Genomic DNA, 17,416 nt, shown 5'->3' with positions numbered 1-17,416 from the left:
GGAGCTGACACCATCGACGGGTGCTGCTGACCCTGACCACGACTCACCGCCCCGCCACCGACCTCGGCCACCTCCTCGTCAAGCACCCGGACCGCGTGCAGAGCTTCGACCTGCCCGCCGGCACCGCGCACGTGCTCTACCCCGAGGCGGACGAGGCGCGGTGCACGGCGGCGCTGCTGGTCGAGGTCGACCCGCTCAAGCTGGGCGGCGGCCGGGGCCGCCGGCAGGCGACCACGCCGGACAGCTTCACCCTCGGGCAGTACGTGAACGACCGCCCGTACGCGGCGTCCAGCCTGCTCTCCTCGGCGCTGGCCAAGGTGTTCCGCTCGGCCCTGCGTGGCGAGTCCCGGGACCGGCCGGAGCTGGCCGCCGCCGCCATCCCGCTGGAGGTGCGGGTGCCGGTGCTGCGCTGCCGGGGCGGCGCCGAGCTGGCCGTACGGGTGTTCGCCCCGCTCGGCTGGACCGTGACGGCCACCCCGATCCCGCTGGACGAGGCGTACCCGGAGTGGGGCGACAGCCGCTACGTCGACCTGACGCTGACCGGGACGCTGCGGCTCGCCGACGCGCTCAACCATCTCTACGTGCTGCTGCCCGTGCTGGACGACGCCAAGCACTACTGGGTGGCCCCGGACGAGGTGGACAAGCTGCTCCGGGCCGGCGCCGGCTGGCTGGCCGACCACCCGGAACGTGCCCTCATCACCCGCCGCTACCTGGCGCACCGGCGTGCCCTGGCCGGGGAGGCGATGGCCCGCCTGGCCGAGCTGCGCCTCGCCGACGAGCCGCCCGCCGACGACAGCGTGGAGACCGAGCAGACCGCCGAGGCGCCCCGGGCCTCGCTGGCCGTACGCCGGCGCGAGGCGGTGCTGGCCGCACTGCGCGACAGCGGGGCGTCCCGGGTGCTGGACCTGGGCTGCGGGGGCGGCGCGCTGCTGACCGCGCTTGTCGCCGACCGGCGGTTCACCGAGGTCGTCGGCACCGACGTGTCCACCCAGGCGCTCGCCCTGGCCGCCCGGCGGCTGCGGCTGGACCGGCTGCCGGAGCGGCAGCGGGACCGGATCCGGCTCTGGCAGTCGGCGCTGACCTACCGGGACGACCGGCTGCGCGGCTACGACGCGGCGGTGCTCATGGAGGTGGTCGAGCACGTCGACCCGCCGCGGCTGCCGGCGCTGGAGGACGCCGTGTTCGGCCACGCCCGGCCCGGCACGGTCGTGGTGACGACGCCGAACGTGGAGTACAACGTCCGCTACGAGGGGCTCGGGGCGGGCCGGTTCCGGCACGCCGACCACCGCTTCGAGTGGACCCGCGCCGAGTTCGCCGCCTGGGTGGACCGGGTGGCGGCGGCGCACGGCTACACAGCCACGATCGGCGGTGTCGGCGACGAGGACCCCGAGCTGGGCTGTCCGACCCAGCTCGCCGTGCTGAGCAGGACGGACACCGACATCCGGAAGGAGGAGACGACCCGATGACCATCCTGGACATTCCCGAACTCGCCCTGGTGGCGCTCGTCGGCGTCTCCGGTTCCGGCAAGTCGACGTTCGCCGGCCGGCACTTCCGGCCCAGCCAGGTGCTCTCCTCGGACACCTTCCGCGGCATGGTGGCCGACGACGAGAACGACCAGTCCGCCTCGGGCGACGCGTTCGACGCGCTGCACCACGTGGCCGGGATCCGGCTGCGCCGGGGCCGGCTCACCGTGGTCGACGCGACCAACCTCCAGCCGCACGCCCGGGCCGGGCTGATCAGGGTGGCCCGGGAGCACGACGTGCTGCCGGTGGCCATCGTGCTGGACGTGCCGGAGGCGGTGGCCTGGGAGCGTACGCAGTCCCGGGCCGACCGGACGCACGGCCGGCAGGTGCTCGCCCGGATGCAGCGTGACCTGCGGCAGTCCTACGGGCGGCTGGCCCGGGAGGGCTTCCGCAAGGTGCACGTGCTGCGCGGCGTCGAGGAGATCGAGGCCGCCGAGATCCGCTACGAGAAGCTGTTCAACGACCGGCGCGAGCTGACCGGGCCGTTCGACATCGTGGGTGACGTGCACGGCTGCCGCGAGGAACTGGAGGCGCTGCTGCTCCGGCTGGGCTGGGCGCTGCGCCGCGACGACGCGGGCCGCCCGGTGGACGCCGTGCACCCGTCGGGGCGTACCGCGGTCTTCGTGGGAGATCTGGTGGACCGCGGCCCGGACTCCCCCGGGGTGCTGCGCCTGGTCATGGGCATGGTGGCGGCCGGCCACGCGATCTGCGTGCCGGGCAACCACGAGCAGAAGCTGCTGCGCAAGCTGCGCGGCCGGGACGTGCGGCTCACCCACGGCCTGGCCGAGACGATGGCGCAGCTGGAGTCGGAGCCGGCGGAGTTCGTGGCGGCGACGGAGGCCTTCATCGACGGCCTGGTCAGCCACTACGTGCTGGACGGCGGTCGGCTGGTGGTGGCGCACGCCGGCCTCAAGGAGGCGTACCACGGTCGGGCGTCCGGGCGGGTGCGGTCGTTCGCGCTCTACGGGGAGACCACCGGCGAGACCGACGAGTACGGCCTCCCGGTGCGGTACCCGTGGGCGCGCGACTACCGGGGTTCGGCAATGGTCGTCTACGGCCACACCCCGACCCCGGAGCCGGAGTGGGTGAACAACACCATCTGCCTGGACACCGGCTGCGTCTTCGGCGGCCGGCTCACCGCGCTGCGCTACCCGGAGAAGGAGCTGGTCGCCGTCCCCGCGGTCAAGGAGTGGTACGCCCCGGCCCGCCCGCTGGTCGCGCCCACCCCGGCCCGGCCGGACACCGTGCTCGACCTGGCCGACGTCACGGGACGGCGGCACCTCACACACGCGTACGGGACGCTGACCGTGCCGGCCGAGAACGCGGCCGCCGCGCTGGAGGTGATGAGCCGTTACGCGCTCGACCCGGACCGGCTGGTCTGGCTGCCGCCGACCATGGCGCCCTGCTCGACCTCGACGGTGGAGGGGTTCCTGGAGCACCCGGCGCAGGCGTTCGCCGACTACCGGGCGGCCGGCGTCGACCGCGTGGTCTGCGAGGAGAAGCACATGGGCTCGCGGGCCGTGGTGCTGGTGGAACGGGAGCCGGGACGGTTCGCCGGCGGGGCGGTGCACACCCGCACCGGCCGGCCGTTCTTCGGGCCGCCGCTGGACGGGCAACTGCTGGCGCGGGTCCGCGCGGCGGTCACCGCCGCCGGCCTCTGGGCCGAGCTGGGCACCGACTGGCTGCTCCTCGACTGCGAGCTGCTGCCCTGGTCGGCGAAGGCGGGTGGGCTGATCCGCGAGCAGTACGCCGGGGTCGGCGCGGCCGGCCGGGCGGCCCTGCCGGCGGTGCTCGGCACGCTGGACTCCGCCGCCGCGCGCGGGCTGCCGGTGGGCGAGCTGCGCGGCCGGATGGCCGACCGGGCGGCCGAGGTCGACGCGTACTCGGCGGCCTACCGGGCGTACGTCGGGCCCACCGACGGGCTGCGCGGGGTGACGCTGGCGCCGTTCGCCGTGCTGGCGGGGGCCGGGGCGAGCTACGCCGACCGCGACCACGGCTGGCACCTGGCGCTGGCCGACCGGCTCTGCGCCGCCGACCCGGAGTTCTTCACCCCGACCCGGCGGCAGGTGGTCGACCTGGCCGACGAGGCGGCGGTGGCCGCGGCGACCGACTGGTGGCTGTCGCTCACCGCGGCCGGCGGGGAGGGCATGGTGGTCAAGCCGTACGCCGGCCTGGCCGCCCGCTCGCCGAAGGGGTCGCTGCTCCAGCCGGGGATCAAGTGCCGGGGCCGGGAGTACCTGCGGATCATCTACGGTCCCGGGTACACCGGGCCGGGGCAGCTCGCCGCGCTGCGCAAGCGGTCGCTGGGGCGCAAGCGTGGGCTGGCCCTGCAGGAGCACGCACTGGGCCTGGCCGCCCTGGACGCGCTGGCCAAGGACGCCCCGCTCTGGCGCCGCCACGAGCTGGTCTTCGCCATCCTCGCCTGCGAGTCCGAGCCGGTCGACCCACGGCTCTAGACCCGTACGCCCCGGTCCGGCGCGGTGCCGGACCGGGCCCGGGTACCCTTTGTGGCCGTGGACACAGCTGAGAAGACCCGGGTGCTCTCCGAGAGCGTGGCCCTGAACCCGCTCGATCCGAAGGACCTCATCCACACCTTCGGGATGATCGGCGTCTGGGCGATCCTCTTCGCCGAGACCGGCCTGCTGGTCGGCTTCTTCTTCCCGGGCGACTCGCTGCTCTTCCTGGCCGGGGTGGCCGCCTCGCCGGTGGCCGACGCGATCTTCGGATCCGGCACCCGGCTCTCGCTGGCCGGCCTGCTGATCGGCGGCCCGCTCTGCGCGATCGCCGGCGCCCAGCTCGGGCACTGGCTCGGCGCCCGTTACGGCAAGCGAATGTTCGACCGCCCCAACTCCCGGCTGTTCAAGCGGGAGTACGTGGAGAAGGCCGAGTACTACTTCCAGAAGTTCGGCCCGGCGAAGGCCGTGGTGCTGGCCCGGTTCATCCCGATCGTGCGGACCTTCCTCAACCCGGTGGCCGGGGTGCTCGGCATGCCGGCCCGGCAGTTCCTCCTGTGGAACGTGGTCGGGGCGGTCCTCTGGGTGGACGGCATCCTGCTGATCGGCTACCTGCTGGCCGACCAGATCTACAACGCGATCGGCGACAAGATCGACAGGTACATCCTGCCGGTGGTCGCGCTGATCGTCCTGATCTCGGTACTGCCGATCTTCTTCGAGTTCCTCCGCGACCGGCGGGCGCGCAAGCGCGGCGAGGCGGTCGCGGTGATCGCCGCGGCCAGCGCGGCGGGCGCCGTGGACGCGGTCCGGGACGCGGTCGACGGCGACGACGACCAGCACCACGGGCGCGGCGGGCAGCACCGCCGCTGACCCGGGCCAGAGACACCGAAGGCCGGCTCCCTCTCGGGGAGCCGGCCTTCGACTACGACCTGTCGACCTGCGGGTGGTACGGATGACGGCAGCCGTCACCTGTGGCCATCCGGGCTCGGCGCGTCTGACGCCGCGCCACGACCCCGGACAGCCATCCGGTGGGTGGCGCCACCCCTGGCACGCCACCCATCGCCGCCGCACTCAGTCGAGGCGGCCACCCGGACCCGGACACGTCCGGATTCAGCGGGCCTTCTTGGTGGCCCGCTTCCGCGGCGGGGTGAGCAGATCCGCGATCGTGGCGATCGCGGTCGGCACCAGCCGGTAGTACGCCCAGACACCGCGCTTCTCCCGCTCCAGCAAGCCGGCCTCGGTGAGGATGCGCAGGTGGTGGCTGACCGTCGGCTGCGAGAGGCCGAGCGGCGCGGTGAGGTCACACACGCACGCCTCCCCCTCGGGAGCCGACTGGATCAGGCTGAGCAGCCGCAGCCGGGCGGGGTCCGCGAGGGCCTTGAGGACCCCCGCGAGCCGCTCGGCGTCGGCACGTTCGATCGGCTCGCCGGCAAGCGGCGAGATCTGAGGCATGGTCATTTCAGCCAACGCAGTTCCCACGTATTCCATCCTTCCACCAGCAGCATCGATCCGCCTGCATATCAGCAGATCCGAATCGGCAAACTTTTACGCCACAAGGCCGAGGTCAGCCAACGTATAGGCCGCCCGATAAGGCAGTCCGGCGGCTCGCACCGTGTCGCCGGCGCCTCGATCAACAATAACCGCCACACCCACCACCTCGGCCCCGGCCTCGCGCAATGCCTCGACAGCGGTCAACACGCTGCCGCCCGTGGTCGAGGTGTCCTCGACCGCCAGGACCCGGCGCCCGGCGACCTCCGGGCCCTCGATCCGTCGCTGGAGACCGTGCGCCTTGCCCGCCTTGCGCACCACGAAGGCGTCCAGCGGGCGGTCGGTCCCGGCCGACGCGTGCAGCATCGCCGTGGCGACCGGGTCGGCCCCGAGGGTCAGCCCGCCCACCGCGTCGTACGCCCAGTCGGCGGTGAGGTCGTACATGACCCGACCGATCAACGGCGCCGCCCGGTGATGGAGCGTGACGCGACGCAGATCGACGTACCAGTCCGCCTCCCGACCCGACGAGAGCACCACCCGGCCGTGGACGACAGCCAGGTCAGTGATGAATTTACGCAGGTCGTCGTGGTCCCCCATGGCGATAGAGGGTACTTCGCAAGTCTGGGAGGCGGGCGTGGGGTCCACCCGGGTCAACCCTGCGGGCGACCGACGGGTGGCGATGTCCGACTACGCTGTGCGACTGTCCACCCCGGTCACCGGGCGGGCATCCCGGCGACGGGACACCCGACGGGCCGGCCCGCGGTCAGTCGCCGGCCCGGCCGACCCGGCCGCGGGTGTCCCGGGAGACGCCGCGCAGCAGCCGCCGCGGCGCGTGCCGCAGCCCCGCCACGGCCAGCTTGTACTTCCAGCTCGGAACGCTGACCGCCTTGCCTTTTCGCAGGTCACGCAGTCCTTCGTCGACCACGTCGTCGGTCCGCAGCCACATCCACGCCGGGGTCCGCGACATGTTGATGCCGGCCCGCTCGTGGTAGCCGGTGCGGGTGTAGCCGGGGCAGAGCGCCATCACGCGTACGCCGAGCGGGGCCACCGACTGGCCGATCGATTCACTGAAATTCGTCACCCACGCCTTGCTGGCCGAGTACGTCGATCCCGGCATGGGGACACCGAAACCCGCAACCGAAGAGACATTTATCACTGCCCCGTGGCCCCGCTCGATCATCGGACCGAGGGCCGCGTGGGTCAGCCGCAGGACGGCCAGCACGTTGAGCCGGACCAGGCGGGCCTCGTCCGCGACGGCCGACCGGACGAACGAGGTGTTGAGGCTGATCCCGGCGTTGTTCACGAGCAGCTCCACCGGCGGGTCGGCGGTCAGCCGGCCCTCGACCGCGGCGCAGCCGTCGTCGGTGGACAGATCCGCGGCGATGGTCTCGACCCGGCGGCCGTGCCGGCCGGTCAGCTCGGCCGCCAGGGCGTCCAGGCGGCCGGCGCCCCGGGCCACCAGGACGAGGTCCCAGCCGTCGGCGGCCAGCCGGCGGGCGAACGCCTCGCCGATGCCCAGGCTGGCCCCGGTGATCAGGGCCCGGCGCGGGGAGGAGGGTGCGTCGGTCACGGGCGGTCCTCCGGGGGTGGGGTCGGCCCGGGCGGGGCCGACGGCGGCGGGGTGGGGGGCGCGCCGGGCGGCGGCGGGGCCGACACCGGCCCGGCCGGCGGCGCCCAGGGCGAGGGGTGTCCGTAGCCCGGGGCGGGGGGACCGTGGTACCCGGGTGCCGGCGGACTGGAGGCCGGCGGGGGACCGTAGGCCGGTGCGGGCGGGACGGGACCGGGCGGCGGGACCGGGCCGGTCGCCGGGCGCGGCGGGCGGCGGTGAAAGAAGGCACCGGCCGTCGGCAGCGTGAGCAGGGCCGCCACCACCAGGTACCCGAGGATCTGCGCCACCGACACCCCCGCGTTCACCGGGATCCACCAGCCCGGGTAGGCGTCACCGACCCGGGCCAGCAGGTCGGCGGTGACCCGGTCGTCGGCGCCCAACCGGAGCGGGGCGGCCCGCTGCCCGACCAGCACGGCCAGGCCGCAGCAGCCGCAGAAGAGGCCCAGCCCGGCGACCACCCAGGTGGTCACCCGGGCGCCGGCCCGGCCGGAGAGCAGGCCGAGGCCGAGCCCGACGAGCAGCAACGCGACAAGCACGCCGAGCACCGCCGAGAACACGGTGGAGCCGCGCAGCAGGGACGCCACCCCGTCGATCTCGCCGTTGCCCGCGCCGGTCGCGCGCGCCGCCTCCCGGAACCGGTCCACCGTGCCCGCCGTGACCAGCAGGTTGGCGACCGCGTACGCCACGGCGCCCCCCGCCATCAGCAGCAGCAGCGCCGCCGCCGAGACCACCGCGCCGGGCCGGCGGGGCGGGGCCTGATGGGGGTACGACACGACAGATCCCTCCGGTAGGCGTCGGCTTGCAACCTACTCGGAGGGATCGTCGGCGTCGCTGTTATCCGGGCGTCAACTTCCGGATGGCGGCTCGCCCTCGCGGCGCTCGCCCGACCCGGGCGCGGGCGGCTGGCCGGGGGCCGACGGGTAGGCCGGGTCGGCGGGCTGGCCCGGCGTGGCCGGGTAGCCGGGCGTGGCCGGGTAGCCGGGCGTGGCCGGGTAGCCCGGGTAGGCGGCGCCCGGAACCGGCGGCTCCCAGGCCGCCTTGGGCTTGCGGAAGAACTCGTTGGCCTTGGGCAGCGCCAGCAGGATCAGCGCGGCCAGCAGAGCCAGCAGCGCGACCAGGCCGAGGAGCAGGCTGACCGGGCCGTACCAGGACGGGAGCGCGTCCTGCAGCCGGCGCTGGATCTCCTCGCCGCTCGGCATGTCGCCGTTTGTGGACCCGCCGCCCGCGGTGAGCCCGCCGGCCGCGCTGTTCAGCAGCCCGCCACCGGTGCAGCAGAGCAGGATGCCGCCCACTACCCAGGTGGTGATCCGGGAGGCGTTCTTTCCCCGGTTGTTCAGCAGCGCGAGCACGACCAGCCCGACCGCGAGCAACAGCGAGAGCAGGGCGCCGCCGAGGCTGGCCGCGTAGGCGAAGTCGCCCACCTGCTCGGCCGACGTGCCGGCGTACGCGTCCTTGAGCACGTCCCGGATGGTGCCGAGGGTGGACAGCGTGACGATCAGACTCAACACCTGGATGACGGCGACGAGGATGAGCAGCCAACTGGAAACCGTCACCACGCCCGGACGCGCACGGGGCGGGGTGCCCGGAGCATCGACCATGATTCTCCCTCCCTTGATCAGAGGACCACCGTAACGAAGCCGGGCCAGGTGGGCACGACGCGACAGCCGGCAGCGGTGCGGGAGTTCAGCCGCCGGACGGCTGCCGGCGGCAGAGCCGCCGGTACTCGGCGGTCACCACCGCGAGCAGGAAGAGGTCCACGCCGAGCGCGAAGACCGCGCCGAACTGGTTGACCGTGAAGCTGAAGATCTGCCCGAACAGCAGGTCCACGAGGAGCGCGAGCTTGAACAGCCGGAAGGCCCGCACCTGGTCGCTGGGGAGCAGAAGGGCCCCGCGGATGCTCAGCACCGCGGTGATCAGCGCGGAGACCGAGACCCCGAGCACGGCACCCCACTCCTGCTGGTCGGGCAGTTCGCCGGTGATCGCGTCCAGCAGGACCCGCAGCACGACCACGAACGGTTCGCCGACCAGGTAGAGCACCACCACGGCCACCACCCAGCGGTGCGTGGCCACCCAGACCGCCGCCCGGCGGGCCCGGAGCAGCCAGGGCTGCCAGAACCGGGGCGCGGGCGGCTCCCGCCGGGGCACCGCGTCCAGCAGCCGGGCCACCGCCTCCTCGACGTCCGGGCCGCTGTCCCGGACCAGTCGCAGCACCGCCGCCCGGCGCCGGGCGGTGAGGCCGGTGGTGAGCCCGCCGACCACGGTGTAGAGGGCGTTCGCCGTGCGCTCCGGCGGGGAGAGCCGGGTCCGGCCGCGCAGCGCCTGGGTGAGCACGACCAGCAGGGCGAAGGCGACGTAGATGATGCTGGCGGCCGGGGCGTAGAAGTAGTCGGTGCCGGCCGTGACGAACTTTCCGACCTCGTCGATGAAGAGCCCGAAGCCCATCCCGCCCAGGATCGCGCCCAGGATGCGCGCCGCGCTGCCCAGGAAGACCAACCCCACCCCGAGGCCCGCGGTCATCAGCAGGCCACCCCAGAGCACGTGCGCGATGTGCAGCCCGCCACCGCCGAGCCGCGGGTAGCCGGTCGCCTGGAGGTACGCCCGGGTGACCAGCACGGTCACCACCCCGGACAGCACGAACGCCTGAAGGTACGACGGCGCCTCCAGTGCCCGGGGCGGTCGCGACCAGCGGGACGGACGGGCGGCCACGCGCCCGACGTTAGTAGCCGCGCCACTCCGCGCGGGCGTACTCCAGGACTCTGGGCTGCAGCAACGTGGAGGCGGGCACGTCCAGCCGGGCCCGGTCGGCGGGGAAGGTGGCCGCCGCGGCGAGCACCGACGGGGTGAGGAACCGCAGCGACGGCGCGTCGGCGGGCAACCCCAGCGCCGGCGGCGTCCCGCCCGGCGCGGCGAGCACGAAGCCCCAGTCGCCGAAGCTCGGCACGTCCACGTGGTACGGCACCGTGGCGAAGCCCGCCTCCCGGATCGACCGCTCGATGGACCAGTACGACCGGGGCGCGAAGTACGGCGAGCCGGACTGCACGACGAGCCGGCCGCCCAGGGCGAGCACCGGCCGGATCAGCGCGTAGAACTCGATCGTGTAGAGCTTGGCGGTGGCCGTCTCGTCCGGATCGGGCAGGTCGGCGATGACGACGTCGAAGCGTTCCGTGGCGGTGCGCAGCCAGCCGAACGCGTCGACGTTGAGCACCCGTACCCGGGGGTCGGCGAGCGAGTGGTGGTTGAGGTCCCGCAGCTGTGGCTCGGAACGGGCCAGCCGCACGACGGCCGGGTCGAGGTCGACCAGGGTCACCTGGCGCACGTCCGGGTACTTGAGGATCTCCCGCAGCGCCAGCCCGTCCCCGGCGCCGAGCACCAGCACGTTTCCGTGCGGCCCGCGCATGGCCGGGTGGACCAGCGACTCGTGGTAGCGGTACTCGTCGATCGAGCTGAACTGGAGGTCGCCGTTGAGGAACAGCCGCAGGTCGGTGTCGGCGTGGCCGACCTCCCGCACCGACCGGGTCAGCACGATCTCCTGGTAGCGGCTGCGCTCGGCGTGCACCACCGGGTCGCGGTAGAGCTGCTGCCGCGCGGTCACCTCGAAGTCGTGCGCGGTGACCCAGGCGTACCCCAGGCAGAGGGCGACCACGACGCTGCCGGCGCCGAGCGCGACCCGCGACCGGCGGCCCAGGTCGCTGCGGAAGACGGTGCAGACCAGGGCGAGGCCGGCGACGGCGTTCACCGCACCCACCACGAGGGCGCCCTTGAGCTGGCCGAAGACCGGCATCAGCAGGAACGGGAAGGCCAGCCCGCCGAGCAGCGCGCCGACGTAGTCGGCGGCGAACAGGTCGGCCACCGCGCTGCCCGCGGACTGCTCGCGGATGCGTTGCAGCAGCACCATGAGCAGCGGGATCTCCGCACCGATCAGGAGGCCGAGCACGAACGCGGTCCCGACCAGCGCCGGCCCGTAGAGGTCGAGCCAGGCGAACGCGGCGTAGAGGCCGAGCACGGAGAGGCCGCCGAGCAGGGCCAGGGTCAGCTCGATCGCGGCGAACGCGGCCGCCGCCCGGGACTGGAACGGCTTCGCGACCAGCGCGCCCACGCCCATTGCGAAGACCATCACGCCGAGCACGATCGACGCCTGCCCGACCGTGTCGCCGATGAGGTAGCTGCCGAGTGCGACCAGGGCCAGCTCGTACACCAGGCCGCAGGCCGCGCACACGAAGACCGCGAGCAGGACCGCCGCGCGGGCCGGGCGCCACCGCGGCCGCGCGGGCGCGTCGGCGGTCACGCGTTTTCCCGGGTACGCCCGGCGGCGCCCGCCCCGGCGCGCTGCGCGGGCACGGCCACCCGGCGCTGCCGGCGGCGCTGCACCACGCCGACGGTGACGAAGAGCGCGGCGAGCAGGAGCAGGCCGACCGTGGCGAGCAGCCAGCCCCACCGGTCCCGCAGGTAGTCGCTGCCGGCGTCGGGCAGCGGGGACGGGCTGGCCGCCGCCGGGACCGGGGTGTCGGCCGGCTCGGCCAGCCCGGCCTCGACGGCGAGCAGCGGCAGCATGACCGCGGCCCGGGTGACCGCCCAGCCGGGATCGTCGACGAAGACGTCCTCGGTGAGGCCGAGCCGCTCCAGCCCTCGCTCGACCTGCCAGAGGTCCGCGGAGTCGATGTCCGGCGAGCCGGTCACCTGGATCCGGGCGAAGTCGTTGCTCTCGCTGCTCTCCGAGACGTAGCCGATGTTGGCCGTCACCTGCACCCAGCGCGGGCAACCCGGGTTCTCCTCGACCGCGACGCCGTCGCCGAGGTTGGAGCCGACGTTCAGCGGGGCGCCGTAGTCGTAGTAGTCCACCAGCTCCCAGCCGTAGCAGAGACCCTGCTCGGCGCTGGTGCGCTGGAGGATCGCCACGCTGTCGGCCCGCTCGTCGGCGGCCGGCGCGGACACCGTGGTGTCGCCGTCGCTGTTGAGCACCCCCGCCGCCACGCAGCCGGCGACGACCAGGCCGATGGTCAGCCAGACGGCCCAGGCGGCGGTCCTGTTCCTCGCCGCCGGCTTGCCGGGCGTCATCAGCTGATCGCGGCGGCGATGATCGCGCCGGTGGCGAGGTGCACGACGGCGGAGACCCAGACCGCGGGGTGCGGCTCCGGGTCGACCAGGATCTCCCCGAGCTTGCCCGGGGTGGCCATGTCGAGCAGCAGGAACGACGCGGCCATGATGACCAGCCCGAGGATGCCGTACGCGGCCGCGCCGACCAGGCCCAGGGCGAAGTCGTCCGCGCTGGCGGCGATCGCGGCGACCACGATGATGCCGACACCGGCCAGGTTCGAGGCGAGCAGCAGCGCGGCGTTGCGGTTGCGCTCCACCCAGATCAGCTCGTGCAGCTTGCCGGGGGTGGCGACGTCGACAAGCACGTAGCCGACGGCCATCAGGGCGACGCCGACCACGCCGTAGGCGAGCGTGACGAGCAGGTCGGTGACCAGGGTCTGCACAGGGGGACTCCAGGATTCGTCGGGGTGGGAGGAGGTCAGGTCACTTGCCGGAGCCGGGGCCGCCACCGCGGACCGTGCTGCCCCGCCCCCAGCCCCAGTGGCTGCCCACCCGGGAGTGGTAGCGGGGGTAGGCGGTGGTCATCCGCTCCAGCAGGATCACCGAGCCGGCGGCGGCGAGCGGCAGGATCACCAACGAGTCGTCGTCGTAGCGCAGATAGACCCCACTGCCGTCGACGTACTGGTCGGCCGGCTGCCAGGCGTCGGTGATCTCCTTGGACACCTGGCTCGGCGTGCGGTTCGACGTGTACGCGATCGCGTCGGAGCCGAGGTCCTGGCTGGTGGCCCGGGTGTAGCGGTCTTCCACGTAGCCCCGCGGCGAGAAGTTGCCGTAGAAGATCGCGAAGGCGGCGACCACGGCGCCGATGACGGCGAACGCCACCCCCACCACGAACCACCGTCGGTACGTCACAGCGCCACCTCCGTTCGCGACTGCGGGGCTCGCAAACCCGGCTCACTCCTCGCGCTCACAGCTCCACCACCGTCTCGGTCAGGACCAGCTCATTGGTCTGGGGGTACGCGTGCCAGGTGCGCCAGGCCACCGAGCCGTCCAATGGCGCGGGGCGGACGGCGAGCGCGGTGATTGCGTCCTCGTCGCCGGGAAAGACGCCGACCAGCGCGTACGGGTCGTCGGCCAGTTCGGCGCGGAGCGCGGCGACCCGGGTGCGCAGGCCGTCGCCCGCCGGCCGGAGCACCGTGGCGGTGAACCGGTAGCCGGCGGTCTCGTCGTGCAGGGCGTCCGGCAGGTGCGGGGGGCGGCCGGGCAGGCAGGCGACCGTCTCGGCGAGGTCGCCGCAGATCACCTGGTGGGAGGCGCCGAGCAGGCGCAGCCGCAGCCGCAGCCCGCCGGGCAGGGTCAGCTCACGCACGTGCAGAGCGGGGCGCTCAGGGCCGCCGAGGGCCAGGCTCAGGTCGGCGGCGCGGGTGTCGACGTAGGGGGCGTCCAGGGCGACGAGCACGCTCAGCCCACCTTCTCCGGACCGCCCTGCGGGTAGATCATCACCTCGGCGCGGTGCAACTGCTCGCCGAGGTTCACCTCCCAGCCGGCCTCCCCGTACGCCTCGAAGGAGAGCCGCGCCCCGCCGGGCGCCTGGTAGTCGTAGTAGCGCATGGTGCCGCGCGGGTCGAGGCCGGTGCCCTCGGTGGCCGTGTACTTCGCCTGGCCGGACTCGTCCCAGTTGTAGCGGCGGCCCGCGATCTCCAGCGTCGGCGCGCCCGGGGTGACGGTGGCCGACGGCTCGCTGGTCCAGAGCACCATCTCCAGGTCGGGCTCCGACTCGACGGAGAGCCAGCGCTTCACCCCGCCGGCGTCGTCGAGCAGGTGCTCCGCCCAGCTCCAGCCGCCCTCGACCAGGTGCACCGAGCCGCGCACGGTGTAGGGCACCTGCCGGATCTCCACGATGTCGCCGGGCTTGAGCCCGCGGGGGTCACCGCGCAGCGCGTCGGCGTCCCGGTCCCGGAACGGGTCGCCGTGAGCGGCCGCCGGGCGTGGCGCGGACCGGGCCCGGCGGAGGGCGATCACGGCGATCACCACGCCGGCCACCCCGACCAGGCACCCCAACGTGGTCACGACGTACGCCAGCGAACCGTTCACGGTCGTCTCCCCCCAAGGTGTTTCGGCGGAGACGGTAACAACCCGACGCACGCGCGCCGAAGCGCCGTTCGCTGGGTGATCGGTCAGCTACGGTCAGGCTCCGGTGAGGCGTTCGGTGGCGTACTCGCGGAGGGTGGCGCGGCCCATGATGCAGCCGCTGAACGTGGTGAACTCGCCGTCGTCGTCGCGCAGCCGTTCCCAGGCGGCCCGGCCCGCCGCCGGGTCCACCGTGTCCAGCAGCGCGGCCGCGTACGCCTTCCCGGCCGGCGATCCGTGCTTCAACAGCCGGTCGACTTTCTTCCGGGCCGCCTCGGGATGCTCCCGCAGGGCCCGCTCCACGTGCCGGTACGCCTCGGTGGCCGGCAGGATCTGCCCGGCGATCCCCACCCCGCCGAAGGCGAGCGTGTCCGCCCGGCCGAGTTCCTCGACGGCCGCGTCCAACTCCCGGTCCTTCTTCCCGATCCCCAACATGCCCTCACTATTGCCCTGACCGGCCGCCTCCGACGCTGTTGATCAAGAACTGGATCGGCCCGGCCGGACCCGTGCGGGTCCGGCCGGGCCGGCAAGGATGGTCAGGCGGCGGTGACGGTCAGGGCGTCCTTGCTGTCGGCCAGGTCGACCCGCACCGTGTCGCCGTCGCGGATCTGGCCGGCCAGCAGCGCCTTGGCGAGCTGGTCGCCGATGGCCGACTGCACGAGCCGGCGCAGCGGCCGGGCCCCGTAGATCGGGTCGTACCCGTGCTCGGCCAGCCACACCCGGGCGGCGTCGCTGATGTCCAGTGCCAAACGCCGGTCCGCAAGACGGCGTCGCATCCGGTCGAGCTGGATGTCGACGATCGCCCGCAGGTCCTCGCCCTGGAGGGCGGCGAACACCACGATGTCGTCGAGGCGGTTGAGGAACTCCGGCTTGAAGTGCGACCGGACCACCGCGAGGACGCCCTCCCGGCGCTGCTCCTCGGCCAGCGTCAGGTCGCTGATCACCGAGGACCCCAGGTTCGAGGTCAGGATCAGGATCGCGTTGCGGAAGTCCACGGTGCGACCCTGGCCGTCGGTGAGCCGGCCGTCGTCGAGCACCTGGAGCAGCACGTCGAACACGTCCGGGTGGGCCTTCTCCACCTCGTCCAGCAGGATCACCGAGTACGGCCGGCGGCGCACCGCCTCGGTGAGCTGGCCGCCCTCCTCGTAGCCGACGTAGCCGGGCGGGGCGCCGACCAGCCGGGCCACCGAGTGCTTCTCGCCGTACTCGCTCATGTCGATGCGGACCATGGCCCGCTCGTCGTCGAAGAGGAACTCGGCGAGCGCCTTGGCCAGCTCGGTCTTGCCGACACCGGTCGGGCCGAGGAAGAGGAAGCTGCCGGTCGGTCGGTCCGGGTCGGCGACGCCGGCCCGGGCGCGGCGGACCGCGTCGGACACGGCGCCCACGGCCTCGGCCTGGCCGACCACGCGGGCCCGCAGCGACTCCTCCATCCGGAGCAGCTTGGCGGTCTCGCCCTCCAGCAGCCGGCCGGCGGGGATGCCGGTCCAGGAGGCGACGACCGCGGCGATGTCGTCCGCGCCGACCTCCTCCTTGAGCATCGCGCCGTCGGCCTGGAGCCGGGCCAGCTCCTCCTCGGCCTGCTTCAGCTCGGTCTGGAGGGCGGGGATCCGGCCGTAGCGCAGCTCGGCGGCGCGCTCCAGCTCGCCGTCGCGCTCGGCCCGCTCGGCCTCGCCGCCGAGCCGCTCCAGCTCCTCCTTGGCGGTGGAGAGCTTGGTGATGTGGCTCTTCTCCAACTGCCAGCGCTCGGAGAGCGCGGTGAGCTGCTCGCGCTTGTCGGCCAGCTCCTTGCGCAGCCGGGCCAGCCGCTCGGCGGAGGCGGCGTCCGGCTCCTTGGCCAGCGCCATCTCCTCGATCTCCAGCCGGCGTACGGCCCGCTCGATCTCGTCCACCTCGACCGGGCGGGAGTCGATCTCCATCCGGAGCCGGGAGGCGGACTCGTCGACCAGGTCGATGGCCTTGTCCGGCAGGAACCGGTCGGTGATGTAACGGTCGGAGAGGGCGGCCGCGGCGACCAGCGCGGCGTCGGTGATCCGGACGCCGTGGTGCACCTCGTAGCGCTCCTTGAGGCCGCGCAGGATGCCGATGGTGTCCTCGATCGTCGGCTCGCCGACCAGCACCGGCTGGAAGCGGCGCTCCAGCGCCGGGTCCTTCTCGATGTGCTCGCGGTACTCGTCCAGCGTGGTGGCGCCGACCATCCGCAGCTCGCCGCGGGCCAGCATCGGCTTGAGCATGTTGCCGGCGTCCATCGAGCCCTCGCCCTTGCCCGCGCCGACCACGGTGTGCAGCTCGTCGAGGAAGGTGATGACCTGGCCGTCGGAGTTCTTGATCTCCTCGAGCACCGACTTGAGCCGCTCCTCGAACTGGCCGCGGTACTGCGCCCCGGCCACCATGGCGCCGAGGTCGAGCGAGACGAGCTTCTTGTCCCGCAGCGACTCCGGCACGTCACCGGCGACGATCCGCTGGGCCAGGCCCTCGACGATCGCGGTCTTGCCGACGCCCGGCTCGCCGATCAGCACCGGGTTGTTCTTGGTACGCCGGGACAGCACCTGGATCACCCGGCGGATCTCCGAGTCGCGGCCGATGACCGGGTCGATCTTGCCCTCGCGGGCGCTCGCGGTCAGGTCGACGCCGTACTTCGCCAGGGCCTGGTAGGTCTGCTCCGGGTCGGCCGTGGTGACCCGCCGGTCCCCGCCGCGCACGGTCGGGAAGGCGGCGACCAGGTCTTCCTCGGTGGCGCCGGAGTTCTTCAGCGCGACGGAGACCGCGCCGCCCACCCGGGCCAGCCCGGCCAGCAGGTGCTCGGTGGAGGTGTACTCGTCGCCCAGCGGCCGGGCGATCTGCTCGGCGGCCCCGATGGCGTTGACGAACTCCCGGGCCAGGGTCGGCTCGGCGATGCTGGAGCCGCGGGCCGCGGGCAGGGCGTCGACCGAGCGCTGGGCGACCCGGCGCAGCTCGGCGGGGTCGGCCCCGACGGCGCGCAGCAGGCCGGCGGCGGTCGAGCCCTCGGTGTCCAGCAGCGACAGCAGCAGGTGCCAGGGCTCCACGGTGGCGTGCCCGCGCTGGTTCGCCAGCGCGACGGCGCCGGTGATGGTCTCGCGGCTCTTGGTGGTGAGGCGTTCCGTGTTCATGGGCTCCCCCGGATCGGCGTGTCCACTGGGAGAGACACAACCAGAGTTGAG

The 17,416-nt window shown here is 73.7% G+C and carries 16 protein-coding genes and 1 pseudogene; 3 read left to right on the top strand and 14 right to left on the bottom strand.

Going from position 1 to position 17,416, the window contains the following annotated elements:
* The first annotated feature begins 20 nt into the window (after positions 1 to 20).
* The 3 genes from NLX85_RS29030 to NLX85_RS29020 are packed head-to-tail and all read left to right on the top strand — an operon-like array spanning position 21 to position 4,846.
* Positions 21 to 1,466, top strand: coding sequence for a 3' terminal RNA ribose 2'-O-methyltransferase Hen1 (locus tag NLX85_RS29030; protein WP_254340499.1), 1,446 nt, complete (start codon positions 21 to 23; stop codon positions 1,464 to 1,466).
* Positions 1,463 to 3,979 (top strand): polynucleotide kinase-phosphatase, encoded by a 2,517-nt coding sequence (locus tag NLX85_RS29025; protein ID WP_254340497.1) that lies wholly within the window; start codon positions 1,463 to 1,465, stop codon positions 3,977 to 3,979. The genes NLX85_RS29030 and NLX85_RS29025 overlap by 4 nt, the downstream gene beginning before the upstream one ends.
* Before the next feature lie 24 nt (positions 3,980 to 4,003).
* A complete protein-coding gene (locus tag NLX85_RS29020) occupies positions 4,004 to 4,846 on the top strand; it encodes a DedA family protein (protein ID WP_254340487.1) in 843 nt (280 codons plus the stop codon).
* Positions 4,847 to 5,086: 240 nt separating this feature from the next.
* Here the strand turns inward: NLX85_RS29020 and NLX85_RS29015 are convergent, their stop codons facing one another.
* The 14 genes and pseudogenes from NLX85_RS29015 to clpB all read right to left on the bottom strand — a co-directional run bounded on the left by NLX85_RS29015 (position 5,087) and on the right by clpB (position 17,365).
* Positions 5,087 to 5,464: a helix-turn-helix transcriptional regulator gene (locus NLX85_RS29015; RefSeq protein ID WP_007073957.1), complete on the bottom strand. Its 378-nt coding sequence runs from the start codon at positions 5,462 to 5,464 to the stop codon at positions 5,087 to 5,089.
* A gap of 57 nt (positions 5,465 to 5,521) precedes the next feature.
* Positions 5,522 to 6,061 carry an orotate phosphoribosyltransferase gene (pyrE, locus tag NLX85_RS29010; protein WP_254340485.1) on the bottom strand — a complete coding sequence of 180 codons (540 nt, stop codon included), beginning with the start codon at positions 6,059 to 6,061 and terminating at the stop codon, positions 5,522 to 5,524.
* A 166-nt stretch (positions 6,062 to 6,227) separates the two neighbouring features.
* On the bottom strand, positions 6,228 to 7,034 hold the full coding sequence (locus tag NLX85_RS29005) for an SDR family oxidoreductase (RefSeq protein WP_254340483.1): 807 nt from the start codon (positions 7,032 to 7,034) through the stop codon (positions 6,228 to 6,230).
* Positions 7,035 to 7,246: 212 nt separating this feature from the next.
* Positions 7,247 to 7,846 (bottom strand): annotated as a pseudogene (locus NLX85_RS29000) (hypothetical protein); the annotation flags it as partial.
* Between the two features lie 72 nt (positions 7,847 to 7,918).
* On the bottom strand, positions 7,919 to 8,671 hold the full coding sequence (locus NLX85_RS28995; RefSeq protein WP_254340479.1) for a hypothetical protein: 753 nt from the start codon (positions 8,669 to 8,671) through the stop codon (positions 7,919 to 7,921).
* A gap of 85 nt (positions 8,672 to 8,756) precedes the next feature.
* Positions 8,757 to 9,779 (bottom strand): hypothetical protein, encoded by a 1,023-nt coding sequence (locus NLX85_RS28990; RefSeq protein ID WP_254340477.1) that lies wholly within the window; start codon positions 9,777 to 9,779, stop codon positions 8,757 to 8,759.
* 10 nt (positions 9,780 to 9,789) lie between these two features.
* Positions 9,790 to 11,358 carry a polyamine aminopropyltransferase gene (locus NLX85_RS28985; RefSeq protein WP_254340475.1) on the bottom strand — a complete coding sequence of 523 codons (1,569 nt, stop codon included), beginning with the start codon at positions 11,356 to 11,358 and terminating at the stop codon, positions 9,790 to 9,792.
* Positions 11,355 to 12,128 carry a hypothetical protein gene (locus NLX85_RS28980; protein WP_254340471.1) on the bottom strand — a complete coding sequence of 258 codons (774 nt, stop codon included), beginning with the start codon at positions 12,126 to 12,128 and terminating at the stop codon, positions 11,355 to 11,357. The genes NLX85_RS28985 and NLX85_RS28980 overlap by 4 nt, the downstream gene beginning before the upstream one ends.
* Positions 12,128 to 12,550: a DUF350 domain-containing protein gene (locus tag NLX85_RS28975; RefSeq protein ID WP_254340470.1), complete on the bottom strand. Its 423-nt coding sequence runs from the start codon at positions 12,548 to 12,550 to the stop codon at positions 12,128 to 12,130. Before NLX85_RS28975 ends, NLX85_RS28980 begins: the two co-directional genes overlap by 1 nt.
* A gap of 40 nt (positions 12,551 to 12,590) precedes the next feature.
* Complete coding sequence (locus NLX85_RS28970; RefSeq protein ID WP_254340468.1) at positions 12,591 to 13,019, bottom strand: DUF4247 domain-containing protein; 429 nt, start codon at positions 13,017 to 13,019, stop codon at positions 12,591 to 12,593.
* A 55-nt stretch (positions 13,020 to 13,074) separates the two neighbouring features.
* Positions 13,075 to 13,566: a DUF2617 family protein gene (locus NLX85_RS28965; protein ID WP_254340466.1), complete on the bottom strand. Its 492-nt coding sequence runs from the start codon at positions 13,564 to 13,566 to the stop codon at positions 13,075 to 13,077.
* Between the two features lie 2 nt (positions 13,567 to 13,568).
* Positions 13,569 to 14,201 carry a DUF4178 domain-containing protein gene (locus tag NLX85_RS28960; RefSeq protein WP_254340463.1) on the bottom strand — a complete coding sequence of 211 codons (633 nt, stop codon included), beginning with the start codon at positions 14,199 to 14,201 and terminating at the stop codon, positions 13,569 to 13,571.
* Between the two features lie 93 nt (positions 14,202 to 14,294).
* Positions 14,295 to 14,672, bottom strand: coding sequence for a hypothetical protein (locus NLX85_RS28955; RefSeq protein WP_189193494.1), 378 nt, complete (start codon positions 14,670 to 14,672; stop codon positions 14,295 to 14,297).
* A gap of 101 nt (positions 14,673 to 14,773) precedes the next feature.
* On the bottom strand, positions 14,774 to 17,365 hold the full coding sequence (gene clpB / locus NLX85_RS28950; RefSeq protein ID WP_254340461.1) for an ATP-dependent chaperone ClpB: 2,592 nt from the start codon (positions 17,363 to 17,365) through the stop codon (positions 14,774 to 14,776).
* Positions 17,366 to 17,416 lie beyond the last annotated feature (51 nt).

Origin of the sequence: Micromonospora sp. A3M-1-15 (assembly GCF_024213425.1) — a bacterium.
In the GTDB taxonomy this organism is placed as follows: domain Bacteria; phylum Actinomycetota; class Actinomycetes; order Mycobacteriales; family Micromonosporaceae; genus Micromonospora; species Micromonospora chersina.
Note: the sequence above shows the minus strand (reverse complement) of the source record. Positions and strands in the feature narration are given on the sequence as shown.